The following is a 21,044-nucleotide window of genomic DNA, read 5'->3' as shown; positions in this document are numbered from 1 at the left end:
TGTAAGGGGGTTCCTTTCAAAAGGAGGGCATCCCCTATTTTTGATTTAATCGTGCTGCTGACTGGATTGAAATGCTGGAAGTCATGCCGTTGGGCGTTGTCGTTTCCCGTCAAACTTGGAAAGAATGAATAATGGGGAAATGAGAAACTGTGAAGTTGGAATTGGATGACATTGGGGGCGGCGACGCAATTCTAGCGCCATCTTCGATTAACAGTGAGGCAGATAGGGGATAGGCCATGGCTGAAACGTTCAATCCCAAGAACATCATCGTCACGGGCGGCTGCGGCTTCATCGGCAGCAACTTCGTGCACAACGTCGTGAACAACCACCCGGGCGTCCACGTCACCGTCCTGGACAAGCTGACCTACGCCGGCAACCCCGAGAACATCGCCGGGCTTCCCGCCGACCGCGTGGAGCTCGTCGTGGGCGACATCTGCGACGCCGAGCTGCTCGATAGGATCGTGCCGGGCCACGACGCGATCGTGCACTACGCCGCGGAGTCCCACAACGACAACTCCATCGCCGACCCGGAGCCGTTCCTTCGCACGAACGTCGAGGGCACCTTCCGCCTTCTGGAGGCCGTGAGGAAATACGGCATCCGCTACCACCACGTCTCCACCGACGAGGTCTACGGCGACCTGGCGCTCGACGACCCGGCGAAGTTCACCGAGGAGACGCCCTATAAGCCGTCTTCCCCGTACAGCTCCACCAAGGCCAGCTCCGACATGCTCGTGCGCGCCTGGACCCGCACCTACGGGCTTCGCACGACCATCTCCAACTGCTCCAACAACTACGGCCCCTACCAGCACGTGGAGAAGTTCATCCCCAGGCAGATCACCAACATCGTCGACGGCGTCCGTCCCAAGCTCTACGGAAAGGGCGAGAACGTCCGCGACTGGATCCACACCGAGGACCACTCCTCGGCCGTCTGGGACATCCTGACCAAGGGCCGCATGGGGGAGACCTACCTCATCGGCGCAAATGGCGAGAGGAACAACATCACGGTCCTGCGCATGATCCTCGAGGCGATGGGACGCGACCCCGATGACTTCGACTGGGTCGCCGACCGCCCCGGCCACGACCGCCGCTACGCCATCGACAGCGCGAAGCTCCAGCGCGAGCTGGGCTGGAGGCCGGCCCACACCGACTTCGCCGAGGGCCTGAAGCAGACGATCGACTGGTACGTCGCCAACGAGTCCTGGTGGCGCCCGGCCAAGGAGGCCACCGAGGCCCGCTACCGCTCCCAGGGTCAGTAGGGGGCGTGGCGCTGGGTTTTTGACGTTGTTAATGCGCGCCTGTCAGATTCGCATTGCAATGGGTTGCTTGGGTTTTGGTGCCCCGTGCGATGGCATTGATATGCTTTTGCATGTGACCTAAGAGTTGCCGTGCCGACTAAAGTGCCGTCGACCTAAGGAAGTTATTCCAAATAGATCAAGCGGCTTTATCGGCTTCGGGCCATTTATTCGCCATGGTTCTTTTGCTTTTAGCCACGATATCCTGATTCTTGCCAGTATTGTTTTTGTATGCCTGTTCGTATTTCCTAATCTGGTCTTTGTATTCCTTAATGAGGACCTCTAAGGATTCATCGAGAAACAGCAGCATTTCGCTCCCGTCATATCCATCTACTGTATCGTCCATGAATCTGCATCCCGAGAGCGGGATATCGCAGGAGCATTTGCCGATCAGATTTTCTAGTATTTCTAGTCGACGGAGCAGTACTCCTGCATCGTCAAGAATGTCAAGCCAGCTTCGTACCTCTTTGCAAAACAGCATGTTGATTCCTTTCGCGTTATGGCTTCGCATGACGTAAGGAATCTAAAGATTCGTGCGGACACATATGCGCCTATCATTAATTGGTCCAAAGTTTTATGCATGAGCGTGGCGTTGTCACTTCGATGTGCGGGCGAAAAGCTATGGAGACTTCCGGTTGCCTTGTGTCAAGTCCAAAATTGGAGTAAATTTGTGTCAGTGAAATTGACGTGGAGCTCCTACGGGAACCACGTCCACCTGAAAGGCGGTCTCCGTTTGGCGGCCGCCTTTCGCATTTTCTATGAGGACTTGTGTCTAAGCCGTTTCTTACGATTGAGGAGCAGGTTGGACTGCTTATTTCTCGTGGCCTCATCGCCGATTCGGAAACTGATCGCCTTTTGATGAGGGTGATCTAACCTTCGGTAATCTCGAGCACTTTTTAATTTAATGAAACCTCAAGGAAAGAAAGACGTCGCGAAGATGATTGCACTTTCAACTCGTGAACTCAACGCTCCTAATCCGGGCTTCCTTGAGGTAAATGACATGAGGACGCATCTGGAGGTGCTTGTAAAGTTTCGCAATATTTGTGCTCATGACGAGCGCTTGTACTGCGCCAAGGTTGGTGGAAGAAAAGACGTTAATTACCTCAAGATGACCTGGATGCTCGAGCACTACTTAACTCACTCGGAATTCATGGAGTATTTGAAGGACTTGTTGGGGCTTATTTCTACGGTTGTTAACGACGCCTCTATTGGACACGTCTTGTCTGGACTTGGATATCGAGAGTTCAATGCTCAGCTCCAAAGGAGATTGTGCTAACTGAAATCGAAGTTCGCATACAATGATAATCAATACAAAGAAGTTGGTTGAGATCTTCTTATCGGGGACGCATTCGCTGAGTGTGCCCCCGTTTTCTTTATGGCCGAAGTGGCGTATATTCCGATAGGACGCTTGTCGCTCTGCCATTTGCTGCGAGGATGGGTTTATATTGGAGCATTTCGCATTAACTGAAAGCTGAGAGTCCTTCGGGTAACGTTTTCTGTTGTGTTGAAGGCTTATTACATGAGCTGTTTCCGGAAGTGCGGGGGGGAAATCGAGACCTGTCGACCACGATCGGTTATTCGTCATTAAAACCGCAGGTCACAATTGTTTAAAAGTGTGGCTTGGTTGGCTTGAAGTCGTTTCCCCCGCACTTCTGAGAACCGATGCCGGAAGTATGCGTCAAATTCTGGAAACTCTGAGCACACGCCCTATTTTATCCAAAGAACCCGCATGTAGATTGATTGCGGTGTTCCCGCGTGGTCGGCGTGTTTCAAATTTGCCGCATACTTCCGGATTTAACGTTCTGATGCAGCGCGTGCTGACGTATTTACTTGGCAAATTACTGCAATTTAGTGGGGTAAGTCGTTGAGTCACCCAAGTGTCATTCATTGCCCCGCCGTCCGCCGATTGCAAAAACGATTTACGCCGAATTGTTCGCTTGTCCCAGCGTACTTCGATTTGTTACGGATCCAATCTCGTTACACTAATAGATGCTGCTACCAGGCCATTTTCTGGTGCAGGTCTATTGGCTTTCCGTGGAGATCGGAGCGGCCATGTCAGTCGTTTTGTCCAGTCATCATCGTCGCCACATTCTGCTTGTCGCTATGGCCTGCCTATGCGTTTTGCTGAGCGGGCCTTCTTATGCCGCGGGTGCGGATAGCCTTACCATCGCGGGCCAGACCTACGACGAGCCCGGTGTCTCGGGCCCCGGCTGGGCCTGGACCGATGCTGGCCATCTGCAGCTTAATTGCTACGCGGGCGAGGCCATTGGCGCGGAGGGCGATCTGGTGGTAACGCTGGCGGGCCAAAACGTTGTGGACGAGGCACAGGCCGAGGATGCGGACATGCGTACGAGCGGCCTTGAGGTGTGGGGCAACCTTACGCTTTGTGGCGCGGGCTCGCTGCGCGCGACGGGTTCGCAGTGCGGCGTCTTTGCGCTGAGCGCGCTGGTGATCGACGGCTGCTTGGTCGATGGCCGGGCTGACGGCAGGGCATGATCGATGCCTCGGTGGCCGGCGTGCGCGGTGCCACTGTTACCGTGCGGGGCCGCACGCACTGCTAGCAGTGGATCGGGCGATGACTGCCGCTTCTTTGGCGTGTACGCCTCCGATGGCCAGTTTGCCGTGGATGCCTCTTGGGTGGATGCGACGGGCGCAAACGCCGGTGTTGCCTGCGAGACGGTTCACTTACGTCGGCGCAGTTTGTGACGCCGATGGGTGGGGCGTTTGGTAGCACCAGCGTGATTGATGCCAACGGGTCTGTGACGCAGCATGTGGTAATTGAGCTCACGGGCGCCAATCCGCCGGCAGGGTAGACCAAGCCCGGTACCGATGAGCCCGCCGGCGGCGATCCCGCGGGGGATACAAAGCCCGGTAGCGAAGAAAAGCTTGGAGATGAGACCAAGCCCAGCGAAGATTCCGCCCCCACGCCTGATCCGTCTCACAAGCGGGACGTAAAGCCCGCGCCCGCGTCCACCAAGACGCCTGCGATCAAGACTGCCAAGAAGACCAAGCCCGCATCGACGCCGGCCGCCGTGCTCCCCAAAACCGGCGACGGCGATTGGATAATTGTTTCCCTGGCATGCGTAACGATGGGGATGCTGCTACTTTGTTTAGCTTTACTGGCTGCGAAGTGATTGTCGCTAGACATGCCTCAAGTGGCTCATTAGTTTCCACGCGCATCTACCCTGCGACCTATGGCGTGTCCGTTGACGCCGCTGGCGAGAACGTGACTTACCACGCGCTCAACATCCAGGCGACTCGTCGCATATCGGCGCTATACTTCAGCCGTTGCCCACGATGCGGGAAACATCCGCATCGTGGGCTTTTGTTTTGAAGGGACGGTGTCACGTGGACGCACAACAGCTAGAAGAGGCCTGGGCTGCAAGGGCTGGCGCGCGCGAGGTGCGACTGGTTGCAGCCTCGCATGTGCCGGCGGCGCTTTCGCTTCTGGGGATTGTGCGCCCCGGCGATCGCCTGGTGGCCTTTGCGGATGACTTTGCCGAAGCGTTTGCTTGCGGCTTTGAGGGCTGCGATGTCGTGCTGGTGGGCTCGCCGTCCGCCGAGGAGTTTGCTGCTGCGTCCGAGGGCTTTGATGCTTCGCTTGATGCCGAGGGGCCGCACCTGTGGTGGTTCGCCAACTCCATTGGCGCGTTCGGTCTGCGTGTGCCCGATTTGCGCGCGTTAGGCCGCGCCGCGCGTGAGGCCCATGCGCTGCTGGTTGTTGACAACACCGTGGCTGACGTCTTTGGCTGCAATCCGCTGAGCTTGGGCGCCGTACTGTCGCTCGAGGCACTCGACCGCGTGTGTGCCGGTAAGGCCCCGCGTAAGCTCGTTGCCGCTTCGGTGGCGCGATCGCAGCTCAAGCGCCATCGTGTGGATGCCGCGGCTGAGTGCGCGCATGCGTTGTTTGCGGGCTGCGGTGCGTCGGCGTTCGATCTTTCTGCTGACGAGGCCGATGTGCTGGAGCGTGGGCTTTCCTCGCTCGACGCTCGCATGCAGGCTCACTTCGATCGCGCCCGTGCGCTGGCCGAGTATCTGGCCGCGAACGAGATGGTGCGCAACGTGCGCTATCCCGGGCTGAGCTCGCATCCTGACCATGCGGTTGCAACGGGAATCCTCGAGCATGGCTTTGGACCGGCAGTTGAGTTTGACCTTATCGAGCGTGGCGCGGGAGAGCTGTTCGACGCTTTGCCGGGGGAGTTCCGCACATCGCCTGCCGGCGGCGCAACGACGCGTCTTTCGGCCCCACGTGGCAAGCAGGGGGGCACCATCCGCCTCTTCGCCGGCACCGACGATCCCCTGACGGTAGCCGCTGCCCTCGATAACGCCCTCCGACAGTAGCTAATCTGTTGACTCATCGGGGCGCGTGCCACGAAAACGGCCTATCTACTACGTTTAAGCCCTAAGGGTCGACCATAATCGACTTTTTTGAAAATTGATAAACTGTCTACCAGCGGTTTTGTTTTCTTAATTTACGGTCTGGTCGGCGGTATTCGACTAAACGTAGTAGATAGGCCCGTTTTGTGTCTCGCGTCATAATTCGTGGGGGCAGTGGACTAAAAATCAGTTCCAAAAAGTCTACTCTGTGTTGATAGTGGCGATGAGGACGTCGGCTTTGGCAGCTATGACCTGGTTTATGTCGGCCTGCAGCTCCTCGTAGGCCGCTATGGCTCGCTCGCCGGCAGGGGTGAGCGAGCTCCCGCGGGCGCCGTCGCGCTCGATGAGCTTGCACCCCAGCTGCCCCTCGGCCTCGTTCACAATGCGCCATGCCTTGGAATAGGCCATGCCCATGCTCTTGGCGGCGCGGTTGATCGAGTGTTCGCGGGCGATACCCTGCAGCAGCAAGACGCAGCCGTGGCCGAACACGCCCGGCAGATCTTTGTCGCACGACTGAATGACCAGTCGCGCCGTCGTCTTGTACTCCATGCGCTCCACGTCTCTCCGCTAAAGTGTCTGCTGGGCAAACGCAAAGCCTGCGTTAAACCCTCGTGTGCTCTTCTTAAATCATGCATTGTAGCAGTCAAAGTGCGTTAAGATACTTGCCCAGTATTGGGCGCCCAAGGTTGGGCTGGGTCCTACGAGGCCTGCAGCCGACCGGTCGCATGGAAAAAGGAGAAACATGGCTACGTTCTTTCCCGGTGAGTCCCACACGTTTTCGGAGTATCTGCTGGTCCCTGGTTATTCGTCCTCGCAGTGCATCCCCAACAACGTCTCTCTTAAGACGCCGCTAACCCGCTTTAAGCGCGGCGAGAAGCCGGCAATCACCCTGAACATCCCCATGGTTTCCGCCATCATGCAGTCCGTCTCGGGCGTCGACATGGGTGTCGCGCTCGCTACCGAGGGTGGCCTGTCCTTCATTTACGGTTCCCAGACCCCCGAGTCCGAGGCCGCCATGGTCAAGGCCGTCAAGGATCACAAGGCCGGCTTTGTCCAGTCCGATTCCACGCTGACCCCCGATATGACCATGGAGCAGGTCATCGAGCTCAAGGAGAAGACCGGTCACTCCACCATGCCGGTCACCGACGACGGCACTCCCAAGGGCAAACTCCTGGGTATCGTTACCAGCCGTGACTATCGCCCCAGCCGCGATGACCACCAAAAGAAGGTCTCCGAGTTCATGACCCCGCGTGAACAGCTCATCGTGGGCGACAAGAACATCAGCCTCAAGGTTGCCAACGACGTCATCTGGGATAACAAGCTCAACGCCCTGCCCATCGTCGACGACAACGATCACCTTATGGGCATCGTCTTCCGCAAGGACTACGACAGCCACAAGACCAACCCCAACGAGCTGCTCGACGGCGACAAGCGCTACATGGTCGGCGCCGGCATCAACACCCGCGACTATGCCGAGCGCGTGCCGCTGCTCATCGAGGCCGGCGCCGATGTCCTGTGCATCGACTCTTCCGAGGGTTTCAGCGAGTGGCAGAAGCGCACCATCGAGTGGATCCGCGCCAACTACGGCGAGGACGTCAAGGTTGGTGCCGGCAACGTCGTTGATGCCGAGGGCTTCCGCTTTTTGGCCGACTGCGGTGCCGACTTTATCAAGGTGGGTATCGGCGGCGGTTCCATCTGCATTACCCGCGAGACCAAGGGCATCGGCCGTGGCCAGGCCACCGCGCTGATCGACGTCTGCCGCGCTCGCGACGAGTACTACGAGGAGACCGGCGTCTACGTGCCCGTGTGCTCCGACGGCGGTATCGTCTACGACTACCACATGACGCTCGCCCTTGCCATGGGTGCCGACTTTATGATGCTGGGCCGCTACTTTGCCCGCTTTGACGAGAGCCCGACCGAGCGCGTCAACGTCAACGGTCAGTACATGAAGGAGTACTGGGGCGAGGGTTCTGCGCGTGCCCGCAACTGGCAGCGCTACGACCTGGGCGGCGCCGCGAAGCTCAGCTTTGTCGAGGGCGTCGACTCCTACGTTCCCTACGCCGGCTCCCTTAAGGACGGCGTGGGCGGCACGCTCTACAAGATCAAGTCCACGATGTGCAACTGCGGTGCCCTCTCGATCCCCGAGCTCCAGAAAAAGGCACGCCTGACCCTGGTGAGCTCGACCTCGATTGTCGAAGGCGGCGCCCACGACGTAGTCGTCAAGGATTCGCAGCAGTCTGTGTCTTATCGATAGGATAAGAGCCGCACATAAAGGTTGAGTTCCAACCACGTTATTAAGATAAAGCGAGATGCCTGCAAGTCGCAGGCATCTCGCTTGTCGTATTTGCTATCATCAGTCAAGTTAACCTTAGGGTCGGTCGGCTTGGCTTTGTTCGCTACAAGTTCCGCACACAAAGAAGAGCACTTAATGTGCTCTTCGTCTTGCGCAGGACTGTCCGCAGTAGCGAATAAAGCCAAGCCGACCGACCCCAGCTAAGATTAAAGGAGCTGATATGTGCGATTGCACAGATCATAAGGACGAGATCCCTGCCTACGACGCGCAGGCCATTGAGTCCAAGTGGATGAAGGCCTGGGAGGACTCCAACCTCTTTGCCGTCGACACCGACGCCAGCAAGCCCAAGAAGTACGTGCTCGAGATGTTCCCGTATCCTTCGGGCGACCTGCACATGGGTCACGCGCGCAACTATACCATCGGCGATGCCATGGCCCGTCAGGCCCGTATGCGCGGCTTTGACGTGCTGCACCCCATTGGCTTTGACGCCTTTGGCCTGCCCGCCGAGAACGCCGCAATCAAGCACAACACGCAGGCTGCCGCCTGGACGTATAAGAACATGGACCAGGCGCTCGCCACGATGAAGCGCATGGGCTTCTCCTACGATCTGGATCGCATGGTCAAGACCTGCAGCCCCGACTACTACCGCTGGGGTCAGTGGATCTTTGAGAAGATGTGGGAAAAGGGCCTGGTCTACCGCAAGAAGAACCCGGTCAACTGGTGCCCCAACTGCAAGACCGTTCTGGCCAACGAGCAGGTTACCGAGGGCAAGTGCTGGCGCTGCGGCACCGAGCCCGAGAAGCGCGACCTTGAGCAGTGGTACTACAAGATTACCGAGTACTCCCAGGAGCTGCTCGACGATCTGGAGAAGCTCCCCGGCTGGCCCGAGCGCGTTAAGCAGATGCAGGCCAACTGGATCGGCCGCTCCGAGGGCGCCGAGGTCGACTTTACCCTGTGTGATGCCAACGGCGATCCCATCGAGGGCGACGAGGGCAAGATCACCGTCTTCACCACGCGTGCCGACACGCTCTTTGGCGTCTCCTTCTTTGTCCTGGCTCCCGAGTACGCTCGTCTGCACGAGCTCGTCGAGGGCACGGAGTACGAGGAGGCCGTGACCAAGATCGTCGAGGACTCCAAGCATATCTCTGCCGTCGAGCGTGCCCAGGGCACCCTCGAGAAGCACGGTGCCTTTACGGGCCGCTACGTGGTTAACCCCGTCAACGGCGAGAAGGTTCCCGTGTGGGTTGCCGACTATGTCGTTGCCGATTACGGCACCGGCGCCGTCATGGCCGTTCCCTGCGGCGACCAGCGCGACTTTGAGTTTGCCCGCAAGTACGACCTCCCGATCGTCCCGATCATCCTGGACGATGACGACCGCGCTGCCGTCGAGGCCAGTGGCGAGACCATCGATACCTTCCATGCCGAGACCGTCGACTGGGATTGCGCCCACGCTGCCGAGGGCACGCTCGTCCAGTCCGGCAAGTACACCGGCATGCGCGGCGGTAAGCACTCCGAGGGCGAGGCTGCCATCGTGGCCGACCTCGAGGCCATGGGCTGCGGTCGTCGCAAGGTCGAGTTCCGCCTGCGCGACTGGCTCATCAGCCGTCAGCGCTATTGGGGCAACCCCATCCCGGCCATCCATTGCGAGCACTGCGGCATTGTGCCCGTGCCCGAGGACCAGCTGCCGGTGACGCTGCCCGAGAACCTGGACCTGGGCGCCGGCGAGACCCTCGCCGAGTGCAAGGACTTCTACGAGACCACTTGCCCGGTCTGCGGCCGCCCGGCCAAGCGTGAGACCGATACCATGGACACCTTCACCTGCTCCAGCTGGTATTACCTGCGCTATACCGACCCGCACAACACCGAGCTGCCCTTCTCCCGCGAGGCGGCAGACCGTTGGATGCCCGTCGATAACTACATCGGCGGCATCGAGCACGCCATTTTGCACCTGCTCTACAGCCGCTTCTTTACCAAGGCGCTGCGCGACCTGGGTCTGCTCAGCGTGGACGAGCCCTTTACCAACCTGCTGTGCCAGGGCATGGTCAAGGACGAGAACGGCGACACCATGTCCAAGTCCAAGGGCAACGTCGTGCCTCCGAGCTCGGTTATCGAGCCCTACGGCGCCGACACCATGCGTCTGGCGATCCTGTTTATCGCCCCGCCCGAGAAGGACTTTGACTGGGATCCCAAGGCCGTCGAGGGTGCCAACCGCTTTATCAAGCGCGCCTGGCGTATCGTGTGGCAGCTTGTCCAGTCGGGTGATGCCAACGTTGCCTTCGACAAGTCCGTGCTCGACGAGACCGCGATGAAGCTCTATCGCGAGCGTCACCGCACCATCGCCAAGTGCACCGAGGACTTCGATCGCGGCCAGTTTAACACCGCGATCTCGGCCGTCATGGAGCTCGTCAACGCGGCGAGCGCCTACCTCAACGCCACCGAGGGCGCATCGCGCGACAAGGCACTGTGCTACGGCGTGGCCAAGGACATCGTGAGCGTCCTTGCCCCCATCTGCCCGTTCTGGGCCGACGAGCTGTGGCACGAGGCGCTCGGCTGCGAGGGCAACGCCTACACCGCCTCCTGGCCCGAGTTTGACCTGGCCGAGTCCATCGAGGACACAGTGCAGATCGTCGTCCAGGTGCTCGGTAAGGTCCGCGGCCGCATCGATGTGGCCCGCGATGCCTCCAACGAGGAGATGCAGGCTGCCGCCGAGGCCGCTGTTGCCAAGTGGCTCGAGGGCAAGACGGTCGTCAAGGCCATCTGCGTGCCCGGCAAACTGGTCAACCTGGTGGTTAAGTAAACCTTGTGCATATAGTTGATGCACAATAGACGAGGGACGATCCGGCTGGGTCGTCCCTCTTTTTGGATATGGATACTTGCGACTACACCCAATTATCCATTTCTTGTGGAGAACCTGTGCTCACGCTGACCTGCGGGTTTGTGCTATGGTTGCACGTTTTCGCAGGTATTGGTATAGTTTGCTTGCAAATGAAGTTGTAATTGAAAGAAGTGGGGTTTCGGCCCCGCTTCTTTTTTGTATGGATGGAGGTGCCGCAATGGTCAAGACCAAGACCGAGCAGGCGATCATCGATGCGCTCGAGGCCGTCGCTCCCCAGCACGATGTCGATATTGTCGACGTTGAGCTCGTGGGTGCCACCAAGGCCCCCTGCGTGCGTGTGCGTATCGAGGGTGCCGAGGGTCAGAGCCTGTCGCTCAACGACGTCACGGCCAACACCAAGTGGGTCGGCGACGTGATCGAGGAGCTCGACCCCATCTCTTCGAGCTATACGCTCGAGGTGTCGAGCCCGGGTATGGCGCGCCCGCTGCGCCGTCCGCGTGACTTTGCCCGCTTTGTGGGCGAGGACTGCGAGCTTTCCTCCACCGCCACCGAGGGCCGTCGCAAGTACTCCGGCAAGATTGTCGCCGCGACCGAGACCAACGTAACCCTCGAGCTCGAGGACGGCGAGTCTGTCACCCTCGATTTTTCCGATGTTAAAAAGTGCAAGTTGAAGCCCGTCTATGACTTCAAGCCCGCGAAGGAAGGAAACTAACATGGCAGCATCCGACATGATGTCCGCCCTGATGGAGCTTTGCCAGGAGAAGCACATCGACCAGCTCTACCTGATCGACCGCCTGGAGCAGTCGCTCGCCAAGAGCTATGCCGAGATCCTGCATCTTGAGTGGGGCGCCAAGGTGACCATCGACCGCACCACCGGCAAAATCTATGTCTACCGCCTGGAGCCGATCGACGATTCCATGGACGAGGAGGGCAACTTCACCGAGTTCGAGGAGATCGACGTCACCCCCAAGAACACCAGCCGCATCGCCGCCCAGCACGCCAAGGCCGAGATCAACGCCATCGTGCGCAACTCCGCCCGCGAGCAGATCTACGAGGAGTTCTCCGGACGTATCGGCGACCTCATCAGCGGTACCGTACTGCAGTCCACACCCGACTTTACGATCGTCAAGATCCGCGAAGGCGTCGAGGCCGAGCTTCCGCACTTTGATCAGCGCCGCTACGAGAACGAGCGCAACGAGCGCCCCATGGGCGAGCGCTATCTGCACAACCAGCACATCAAGGCCGTGATCATTGACGTTCGCGACCCCAACTCCACGCTTCCGCCGGTCCGCGGCGAGCACAGCCGTCCGCCGATCGTTATCTCGCGTACCCACCCCGAGCTTATGCGTCGTCTGTTTGAGCAGGAGGTGCCCGAGATCTATGAAGGCACCGTCCAGATCAAGTCGATCGCCCGCGAGCCCGGCCAGCGCTCCAAGGTCGCCGTCCACTCGCTCGATGACCGTCTGGATCCCGTGGGCGCCTGCGTCGGCCCCAAGGGCAGCCGTGTGCGCGCCGTCGTGGGTGAGCTGCGCGGTGAGCGCGTTGACGTCATCCTGTGGGATGCCGATCCGGCCGTCTACGTCGCTAACGCCCTGTCGCCCGCCAAGGTCACTCGCGTCCTTATCGACGAGGAGAAGGCCTATGCCGGCGTCATCGTGCCCGACGACCAGCTTTCGCTCGCCATTGGCAAGGAGGGCCAGAACGCCCGTCTGGCCGCACGCCTGACCGGCTGGCACATCGACATTAAGTCCGAGACCCTTGCCGCCGACATCCTCAAGAACGTTCCCGTTCACGAGGAGCCTGCCGCCGACCTGATCGGTGACGAGGAGGATGACGACGCCCGTCGCTGCGAGTACGTGTCCGAGGACGGCATCCAGTGCCGCAACCAGGCCCGTCCCGGTTCCCGTTTCTGCGGTGTCCACGACACCGACGCCTTCGATGATGCGGAGGACCTGATCTAGCGCGCGGTTGCGCTGGACAGGTTCCGGCGCACATCCCACGCTCGTTCAGTCTCTAGGCACCCAAGGTGCCAGAAAGGGTAGGTGAAGTCATATGGCAAAAGTCCGTGTGTCCACCCTGGCCAAAGAGTTCGGCATGACCTCCAAGGAACTGATGGGTCACCTCGCCGAAATGAAGATTCCAGCTAAGTCTGCTTCCTCCGCGCTGGAGGACGCTTATGTTGCCATGGTCCGCAAGCAGCTTGCCTCGGTGATCGAGGCCCGCGCCCAGGAAGTCGAGGCCGCCAAGCAGGCCGAGGAGGAGGCTGCCGCCGCCGAGGAGGCGGCGCGTGCCGCCGAGGCCGAGCGCGAGCGCATCGCCGCCGAGAAGGCACGCGAGGAGGAGCGCCGCCAGTTTGCCGCCGCCCAGGCTGCCGAGGAGGCAGCCCGTGCCGAGGCCGAGGCCAAGAAGAAGGCCGAGCAGGAGCGCCTTGCCCGCGAGAAGGAGGAGGCTGCTCGCGAGGCCCAGCGCCGCGCCGTTCCCGCTTCCGACTCCGGTTCGCGCTTCCGTTCGCTGCTCGATCAGATCGCCGCACAGGAGACTGTGCTCAAGGAGAAGAAGGACGCCGAGGACAAGGCCAAGGCCGAGCGCGGCAACCGTCGCGGCGGCAACAACGATCGTCGTGGCGGCCGTCGCAACGACCGCAACGCCTCCGAGAACCGCCCGCACAGCCATCGCACCAACGCCAGCAACAATGTCGCTGCCGGCATGGATTTTCCCAACCCCGATAAGCAGGGCAAGGGCAAGAAGCGCAAGGGTGGTCACAACAGCGAAGAGGACCACTACAGCCGCATGGCGCGCGAGGCCGAGGAGTACAGCCGCGAGAAGGTTCTCGAGGAGGCCCGTGCCGCCGTCGAGGAGGCCTCTCGCGAGTCCACCGGTCGCCGCAAGAAGCGCAAGGAGAAGCGCGAGCGCGAGGCCGCTAGGGCTCAGGAGGAGCGCAAGATTGAGGAGGCGCTGGCCCAGGGCGTGAACCCCGAGGAGCTCGACGCCATCAAGGTCTCCCAGGGCGTTACCGTCCAGGAGCTTGCCGAGGCGCTCGACGTTCCGGCTAACGACATCATCAAGCGCCTATTCCTGCTGGGCACGCCGCTCACCATGACGCAGTCCATGTCCGACGACCTTGTCGAGCTCGTTGCCGACGACTTGGGCCGTCAGATCAGGATCATCACCCCCGAGGAGGAGAACACCTTCTCGTTCTACGACGATCCCGCCGACCTTAAGCCCCGCGCCCCGGTCGTCACCGTCATGGGTCACGTCGACCACGGCAAGACGAGCCTGCTCGACGCCATCCGCCACACCGGCGTTGCTGCCGGCGAGGCTGGCGGCATTACCCAGGCCATCGGCGCATCGCAGGTCATGATCAACGACCGCAAGATCACCTTCATCGATACCCCGGGCCACGCTACCTTTACGGCCATGCGTGCCCGTGGCGCCAAGGTGACCGACATCGTCATCCTGATCGTCGCCGCCGACGACGGCGTCATGCCCCAGACGGTCGAGTCGATCAACCACGCCAAGGCCGCCGGCGTTCCCATCGTCGTCGCCGTCAACAAGATCGATAAGCCCGGCGCCAACCCCGACCGCGTGCGCCAGGAACTCACCGAGTACGGCGTTATCCCCGAGGAGTGGGGCGGACAGAACATGTTCGTCAACATCTCGGCCAAGCAGAAGATCGGTATCGACGACCTTCTGGAGACCGTGCTGCTCCAGGCCGACGTGCTCGAGCTCAAGGCCAATCCCGATACCTTCGCCTCGGGCAACGTCCTCGAGGCCAAGCTCGACAAGGGCCGCGGCTCGGTCGCTACCGTGCTCGTGACCCGCGGTACCCTGCACGTGGGCGATACGCTGGTCGCCGGCCTTACCTATGGCCGCGTCCGCGCCATGCTCGACCCCAAGGGCCGCGCCGTCACCGAGGCCGGTCCCTCCGACGCCGTCGAGATCCTGGGCCTGCAGTCCGTGCCCAACGCCGGTGACGAGTTCCGCGTGTTCGAGGACGAGCGCGAGGCGCGCGCCCTGGCCGATGAGCGCTCGCTCAAGGCCCGCATCGAGGAGCAGAGCCGCGTGAAGCACGTCACGCTCGAGAACCTATTCGAGACCATCGCCGACGCCGAGGTCAAGGAGCTCAACCTGATCATCAAGGCCGACGTCCAGGGCTCCATCGAGGCCCTTCAGGACTCGCTCGACAAGATGGATCAGTCCGAGGTCCGCATCAACACGATTCACTCCGCGGTCGGTGCCATCAACGAGACCGACGTCGTCCTGGCCGACGCCTCCAACGCCATCATCATTGGCTTTGGCGTGCGTCCCGACGGTAAGGCCCGCTCCGCTGCCGAGCGCGAGGGCGTCGAGATTCGTTGCTACGACGTTATCTACAAGTGCCTCGAGGAGCTCGACGCTGCCCGTATCGGCATGCTCAAGCCCACCGAGGTCGAGGTCTCCACGGGTACCGCGACCGTCCTGGACACCTTTAAGGTGCCCAAAGTCGGTATCGCCGCCGGTGTCCGCGTCGAGGAGGGCGAGATCGCCGCGACCGATTCCGTGCGCCTGGTGCGCGACGGCATCGTTGTCTTTAACGGTAAGATCGCCTCGATGCGCCACTACAAGGACGAGGCCAAGAGCCTCAAGAGCGGTTCCGAGGGCGGCATTGGCCTGGAGAACTTCCAGGACATCAAGCCCGGCGACCAGATCGAGGGTTACCGTATCGACCAGGTTGCCCGTACCGAGTAGGGGGTAGCGCTATGAAGCAAACGCAGGCAACCCGCCGTCTGGGCGAGCAGCTTCGCGAGAAGCTCGGTTATATCCTTCTCTTTGAGGTTTCCGATCCGCGTCTCGACCTGGTCACCCTGACCGCGGTCGAGGTCGCGGTGGACCGTTCGTTCGCGCGCGTGTACGTGTCATGCGATGCGAGCCGCTACGATGAGGTCATGGAGGCGCTCGCCAGCGCCAAGGGCCGCATTCGCAGCCTGTTGGCTCGCTCGCTCGACTGGCGCGTCACGCCCGAGCTCGATTTTCGCATCGATCGCTCGACCGATGAGGCCGAGCGCATTACGCGTGCGCTGGAGAATGTCCCGGCCACGCTGGCGATCGAAAAGGACGAGGACGGCTATCCCATAGCGGATGCCGCCCAGGAGGCAGCTTTAGATGACTAATTCCGCCGACCTCGTCTCGTGCGAGTCTGCAGATATTAAACGACGCATCCTCGAGCTTATCGAGGGTGCGTCCTCCATTGCGATCTCGGGTCATACCTCTCCCGACGGCGATGCCCTGGGCTCCGTGTTGGGCCTGGGCCTCTCGCTCATGAAGGCGTTCCCCGACAAGGACATCGCGCTGCTGCTCGCAGACGACGATCCCGTTCCGCGTATTTACCGCTTTATGGAAGGCGCCGATCGTCTGGTGCCGGCTTCGAGCTTTACGGGCGATCCCGACCTGTTTATCTCGGTGGATGTGCCGGTTGTCGAGCGTCTGAACAACTCGGCCGACGTGCTCCGCCGCTCCAAGCATGTGGTGTGCTTTGACCACCATCCAGCGCGCGAGGAGTTTGCCGAGGTAAGCCTGAGGCGTGTCGATGCTGCGGCGTGCGCCATGATCATCGACCGCTTTCTGGATGATTGCGGCATTGTCGTTCGCGATCGCATCGCCACCTGTCTGCTCTGCGGCCTGGTTACCGATACCGGTCGTTTTCAGTATCAGAATGCCGATGCCGCTGCGTTCCATGCGGCCTCGCGCCTGGTGGCGCACGGTGCCGACCCGGCGCGTGTCGCGCTCGAGGTCTATCAGAGCATGCGCGTCGAGTTCTTGCACCTCAAGTCCATCGTCATGGGCCGCATCAAGACGGTCGCGCACGGGCGCGTGGCGTATAGCTACGCGTACGAAAGCGACCTTAAGGAATGTGGCGTCACCTCGGATGAGTGCGACGGCTTGGTCGATGTGGTGCGCTCGGTGATGGGTGTCGAGGTCTGCCTGTTCCTTAAGGGCATCGAGGGCGATACCAAGGTGCGCGGAAACCTGCGCTCCAAGGGCGACATGGATGTCTCCGAGATTGCGGCCAACTTTGGCGGAGGCGGACATCACGCTGCCGCCGGCTTTACCAATAACGGAACGATTTTCGAGACGCTCACCGCGGCACTTCCCATGCTGGCCGAGCTGGTGGGGGAGGATCCCGCTTCGGTGACCGTCGAGCTTTAACTTTTTGGATGGTACATGGCTCGTCGTACGCCTTCTCAATTGAATATGCTGCTCGCCGTCGATAAACCGGTGGGCTGCACGTCCCACGACGTGGTATCGCGGTGCCGGCGCGCCCTCCATGAGCGGCGCGTCGGTCATGCCGGCACGCTCGACCCCATGGCGTCGGGTGTCATGGTGGTGGGCGTGGGCCAGGCTACGCGTCTGCTGGGCATGCTTACCCTCGATACCAAAAGTTACGTCGCCGATATCTCGTTTGGCGCCGAGACCAATACCGACGATGCGGAAGGCGAGGCCGTCCGTACGGTTGCCATTGCACCCGAGCTGCGCGATCCGGCCTATGCCCGTGAGCGCTTGAGCGCCATGCTGGGCCCTCAGATGCAGGTTCCGCCGGCGTTTTCGGCTATTTCGGTCAACGGCGTGCGCGCCTATAAGTCTGCACGTGAGGGCAATGCCGTTGAGTTGCCTGCGCGCCCGGTCGAGGTATATTCTGCCGACCTGATCGCCGTGAGTGGCGAGGGCGATTCCTGCATTTGGACCGTTGCCTTCTCGGTGAGCAAGGGCACCTATATCCGTGCGCTCGCTCGCGACCTGGGTCGCGCCTGCGATAGTGCCGCGCATATTTCCGCGCTGCGCCGTACCGCTTCTGGCATTGTCTCCATCGGTGCCTGCCATGCGGTCGAGGAGCTTTCTGCCGAGTCCGCTGCCGGCTTTGCCTTGGACCCCATTGCGGCCCTCGGCGCCACGCGCGTCGACTTGCCGGGCAATCTTGCCGACGATCTGCTGTGCGGGCGTCGTATTCCTATTGATCGCGCGCTCGCCGGCTTCGATGCGTCGAAGGCACCGTTTGCGCTGGTGCTCGATGGCGGGCTCAAGGCCTTGGCTCGTATCGAGGATGGTCGCTTTGTGATGGAGCACGTCTTTCCGCAGGCGATCGGCGGTGTTCGATGATGCTGGACCCTCGCGAGCTCGCGCGCACATTTTTTGTGGGCGCGGCGGCGGAGGCCCGCATCGTTTTGGCTGATGCTTTTGGTGACTGCGAGTCTATGGGTGCCGCCTCGATTGCCATCGGCGTTTTCGATGGCGTGCATAGGGGACATCGTGAGCTGATCGACGCGGTCATTCGCGATGCGCGCGTCCGCGGCTGCAAAGCGGTTGTCGTAACGTTTGACCCTGATCCAGATGTTGTGGTGAGCCTTGCGCCCGCTCAAAAATTGATGACGACGGCCGACCGCCTGCATGCCCTGGCTCAGACTGGGGTCGATGCCGTGGTGGCTGTTCCCTTTACGCCTGCGGTAGCGTCGCTCGACCACGTGGGCTTTCTTGAGCTGTTGGCGCATGTTGTCGACATTCGCTCCATTCGCGTTGGCAGCGATTTTAGGCTTGGCCGCGGCGGCGCCTCGGGCGTTGCCGAGATGCAGGCATGGGGTGTCGAGCGCGGTGTTGATGTGTATGGGCACAATTTGCTGTGCGAGGCCGGCGAGGCTATCTGCGCCACCCGCATTCGACGTGAGCTGAGCTTGGGCCACGTTGAGCTGGCAGCCGATCTACTCGGCCGTCCCTATATGGTGCGCGGCGGCGTGATTCGCGGTCGCCACGAGGGCTCCGATATGGGATTTCCGACGGCAAACCTGCTGGTGCCAAACGGAATCCAGCTGCCTGCCGATGGCGTCTACGAGGGCCTTGTGCTGGTCGACGATACCGTGTGGCCCGCTGCCGTCAACGTGGGCCTGCCGCCGACGTATGCCGACGATGCCGCTTCGGCGCATCTCGAGGCCAACTTGATCGGGTATGCGGGCGACCTGTATGGACGTTCGGTTTCGTTGGCGTTTACGCGTTGGCTGCGTCCTTCGCGCGTGTTCGATTCGCTGGACGAGCTTATCGCGACCGTCGAGGGTAATATTGACGATATCCGTTATAACTTGGGTGAGCAGGGGGTGAGCATCCGTGATTAGCGATGAGGAGAAAGACCAGGTGCGCGCTGCGTCCGACCTGGTTGCCATCGTGCAGGAAACGGTTGAGCTCAAGCCCCGCGGCCATGAGTTTTGGGGTTGCTGCCCCTTCCATGGCGAAAAGACCCCATCGTTTCACATTATCCCCGCTACGCAGGTGTGGCACTGCTTTGGCTGTGGCGAGGGCGGCGACGTTTTCACCTACATCATGAAGCGCGAGAACCTGAGCTTTCCCGAGTCGATTCGCTACCTGGCCGATCGTGCCGGCATTGAGCTGCACGATACCGGCGCGCAGCGCGATCGCGGCACCAAGCGCGCCCGCATCTATGACCTGTGCGCCGAGACGGCCCAGTTCTATCACACCATGCTCATGCGCGGTAAGGACAGCCGTCCGCGCGAGTACTTTGCCAGCCGCGGTATGGGTGGCGACGTCTGCCGTCGCTACTGCCTGGGCTTTGCGCCGGGTCGCAATATGTTGGTGGCCCATCTGTCGCAGAAGGGCTTTACCCCGCAGGAGATGATCGACGCCAACGTGGCCGTGAGCCGCGGGCGCGGACAGCTCGCTGATCGTTTTTACGACCGCGTGATGTTTCCCATCTTTGACGAACAGGGTCATAACATCGCCTTTGGCGGTCGTATTATGGGCGACGGCCAGCCCAAGTACCTCAACACCGCCGAGACGAGTGTGTTTCATAAAAAGAGAAACCTCTACGGCTTTAACTGGGCCAAGGAGTTTATCGTCGCGCAGGATACCGCCATCGTGGTGGAGGGATATACCGACTGCATCGCCTGCTGGGAGGCGGGGATCAAAAACGTCGTCGCCACGCTGGGTACGGCGCTGACGGAACATCACGTAAAGACACTCACCCGTTTTGCCAAGCGCATCGTGTATATGTTCGATGGTGACGCCGCCGGTCAAAAGGCCGCGCGCCGCGCGATTCAGTTTATCGAGCAGGACTCGATGGACCTGCGCTGCGTGGTGCTTCCCGACGGTAACGACCCCATGGAGTTCATCACGGCGCATGGTGGCGAGGCACTGCAGGCGCGTATCGACGCCGCCGATCCCCTCATGGACTTTGTGTACCGCTCACTGCAGGAGTCGAGCGACATTACCACGCCGGGCGGTCGCGCCAAGGCGCTCGAGGATGCGCTGACGCTCATCTATCCGCTGCGCGATAGCTACATGATCGATACGTACTTTATCCAGATCGCCGACCTTCTGGGCCTGGATTTGGAGACGGTGCGCTCGAGTTCGGGCCGTGTGTTTCGCGATGTCGCCAAACGCGAGGACGCCGAGCGTCGTCGCGAGCAGAACTACGAGCGCCAGCGGGCACAGGCCGAGCGCGCAGGCAGCGCGGGCGGTCGGGCGTCCGGTCCGCAGGGGGCATCTCGCGGCGCCTGGGCGTCGGGGGCGACACCGCCGGTATCCACACCGGTCGAGGAGGAACCGTACGACTATGTGCCGCTCGAGGCCTACGGGGCCGCGCCGGTCGAGGTCGTCGACGATATGCCGCCGATCGATGTGCCTGCTGGCATGGACGCGGCGCCCGCGGGGTCTGCTTCGACCGCTTCCGTTCCGGCGACGTCGATCGTGCTGACCGATCTGGAGCGGAAGTCTCTGGCGGGGGAGCGCGAGCTGTTGACGATGCTCACCAGCTACCCCGATCTATTCCGCACGTACGCCGATCGCATCTGCTCGATCGAGTGGGTAGACCCCCGTCACGAGTCCATCGCGTGGGCCGTGCTCGCGACGCCGCCGGGCACCGATCCCGCGGCGTGCATGGACGCCGCGCGCGCGGTGTGTCCCGAGGCGGCTTCGCTCGTCAGCGCCGGGCGCATCTCGGCGACGAGCAAGCACCCCACCGAGACGAACATCGTCTTTATGCTCGATACGCTTGAGCTTTACACCATCAAGCGCCGTATGCGGGCTGCTCAGGCCAAGCTGCGCCAGGACCGGTCGCTCGACGATGACGCGCGCCGTGCATTGACCATGCAGGCCGCGCAGGATTCTTTGCGCCAGCGCGAGCTCCAGAAGTCGATTGGCGGCGTGGCCGATCCGTTCCGGTTGATTGGTTTGGAGGCCGCGAGTCCCGATCAGGCCTAGATGTTGT

General features: G+C 61.2%; 16 protein-coding genes. 14 read left to right on the top strand and 2 right to left on the bottom strand.

Annotated elements, in window-relative coordinates:
• Nucleotides 1-236: 236 nt before the first annotated feature.
• Nucleotides 237-1,256, top strand: a complete 1,020-nt coding sequence (gene rfbB / locus ACTQZF_RS03130) for a dTDP-glucose 4,6-dehydratase (RefSeq protein ID WP_441554528.1) — start codon at nucleotides 237-239, stop codon at nucleotides 1,254-1,256.
• Between the two features lie 175 nt (nucleotides 1,257-1,431).
• Here rfbB and ACTQZF_RS03125 read toward each other — a convergent pair whose 3' ends face one another.
• Complete coding sequence (locus tag ACTQZF_RS03125; protein ID WP_441554527.1) at nucleotides 1,432-1,773, bottom strand: hypothetical protein; 342 nt, start codon at nucleotides 1,771-1,773, stop codon at nucleotides 1,432-1,434.
• Nucleotides 1,774-2,196: 423 nt separating this feature from the next.
• Between ACTQZF_RS03125 and ACTQZF_RS03120 the strand changes: the two genes are divergently transcribed.
• The 3 genes from ACTQZF_RS03120 (at nucleotide 2,197) to ACTQZF_RS03110 (ending at nucleotide 5,633) form a co-directional block, all read left to right on the top strand.
• Complete coding sequence (locus tag ACTQZF_RS03120; RefSeq protein ID WP_441554526.1) at nucleotides 2,197-2,568, top strand: hypothetical protein; 372 nt, start codon at nucleotides 2,197-2,199, stop codon at nucleotides 2,566-2,568.
• A 776-nt stretch (nucleotides 2,569-3,344) separates the two neighbouring features.
• Nucleotides 3,345-3,788 (top strand): hypothetical protein, encoded by a 444-nt coding sequence (locus ACTQZF_RS03115; protein WP_441055333.1) that lies wholly within the window; start codon nucleotides 3,345-3,347, stop codon nucleotides 3,786-3,788.
• Nucleotides 3,789-4,640: 852 nt separating this feature from the next.
• Entirely contained in the window at nucleotides 4,641-5,633 is a 993-nt protein-coding gene (locus ACTQZF_RS03110; protein WP_441554525.1) for a PLP-dependent transferase, read from the top strand.
• Nucleotides 5,634-5,870: 237 nt separating this feature from the next.
• On the opposite strand, the gene ACTQZF_RS03105 is transcribed toward ACTQZF_RS03110, so the two are convergent.
• Entirely contained in the window at nucleotides 5,871-6,218 is a 348-nt protein-coding gene (locus ACTQZF_RS03105; protein WP_441554524.1) for a winged helix-turn-helix domain-containing protein, read from the bottom strand.
• 193 nt (nucleotides 6,219-6,411) lie between these two features.
• On the opposite strand from ACTQZF_RS03105, the gene ACTQZF_RS03100 reads away from it, so the two are divergent.
• The 10 genes from ACTQZF_RS03100 to dnaG all read left to right on the top strand — a co-directional run bounded on the left by ACTQZF_RS03100 (nucleotide 6,412) and on the right by dnaG (nucleotide 21,037).
• Nucleotides 6,412-7,923 (top strand): IMP dehydrogenase, encoded by a 1,512-nt coding sequence (locus tag ACTQZF_RS03100; RefSeq protein WP_154515410.1) that lies wholly within the window; start codon nucleotides 6,412-6,414, stop codon nucleotides 7,921-7,923.
• A 259-nt stretch (nucleotides 7,924-8,182) separates the two neighbouring features.
• Nucleotides 8,183-10,759: a leucine--tRNA ligase gene (gene leuS, locus ACTQZF_RS03095; RefSeq protein ID WP_154515413.1), complete on the top strand. Its 2,577-nt coding sequence runs from the start codon at nucleotides 8,183-8,185 to the stop codon at nucleotides 10,757-10,759.
• A 256-nt stretch (nucleotides 10,760-11,015) separates the two neighbouring features.
• Complete coding sequence (gene rimP, locus ACTQZF_RS03090; RefSeq protein ID WP_441554523.1) at nucleotides 11,016-11,510, top strand: ribosome maturation factor RimP; 495 nt, start codon at nucleotides 11,016-11,018, stop codon at nucleotides 11,508-11,510.
• A gap of 1 nt (nucleotide 11,511) precedes the next feature.
• Entirely contained in the window at nucleotides 11,512-12,759 is a 1,248-nt protein-coding gene (gene nusA / locus ACTQZF_RS03085) for a transcription termination factor NusA (RefSeq protein WP_154515419.1), read from the top strand.
• Between the two features lie 91 nt (nucleotides 12,760-12,850).
• The gene (infB, locus tag ACTQZF_RS03080) at nucleotides 12,851-15,526 is read left to right on the top strand and encodes a translation initiation factor IF-2 (protein ID WP_441033496.1); all 2,676 of its coding nucleotides are present in this window, start codon (nucleotides 12,851-12,853) and stop codon (nucleotides 15,524-15,526) included.
• Nucleotides 15,527-15,537: 11 nt separating this feature from the next.
• A complete protein-coding gene (rbfA, locus tag ACTQZF_RS03075) occupies nucleotides 15,538-15,948 on the top strand; it encodes a 30S ribosome-binding factor RbfA (protein ID WP_006234038.1) in 411 nt (136 codons plus the stop codon).
• Nucleotides 15,941-16,984 carry a DHH family phosphoesterase gene (locus ACTQZF_RS03070; protein WP_427719632.1) on the top strand — a complete coding sequence of 348 codons (1,044 nt, stop codon included), beginning with the start codon at nucleotides 15,941-15,943 and terminating at the stop codon, nucleotides 16,982-16,984. The genes rbfA and ACTQZF_RS03070 overlap by 8 nt, the downstream gene beginning before the upstream one ends.
• Before the next feature lie 15 nt (nucleotides 16,985-16,999).
• A complete protein-coding gene (gene truB / locus ACTQZF_RS03065) occupies nucleotides 17,000-17,932 on the top strand; it encodes a tRNA pseudouridine(55) synthase TruB (RefSeq protein ID WP_441048819.1) in 933 nt (310 codons plus the stop codon).
• Nucleotides 17,929-18,936, top strand: coding sequence for a riboflavin biosynthesis protein RibF (gene ribF / locus ACTQZF_RS03060; RefSeq protein ID WP_441554522.1), 1,008 nt, complete (start codon nucleotides 17,929-17,931; stop codon nucleotides 18,934-18,936). Before truB ends, ribF begins: the two co-directional genes overlap by 4 nt.
• A complete protein-coding gene (gene dnaG / locus ACTQZF_RS03055) occupies nucleotides 18,929-21,037 on the top strand; it encodes a DNA primase (RefSeq protein WP_441554521.1) in 2,109 nt (702 codons plus the stop codon). Before ribF ends, dnaG begins: the two co-directional genes overlap by 8 nt.
• Nucleotides 21,038-21,044 lie beyond the last annotated feature (7 nt).

Origin of the sequence: Collinsella sp. LCP19S3_H3 (genome assembly GCF_052119145.1) — a bacterium.
In the GTDB taxonomy this organism is placed as follows: domain Bacteria; phylum Actinomycetota; class Coriobacteriia; order Coriobacteriales; family Coriobacteriaceae; genus Collinsella.
Note: the sequence above shows the minus strand (reverse complement) of the source record. Positions and strands in the feature narration are given on the sequence as shown.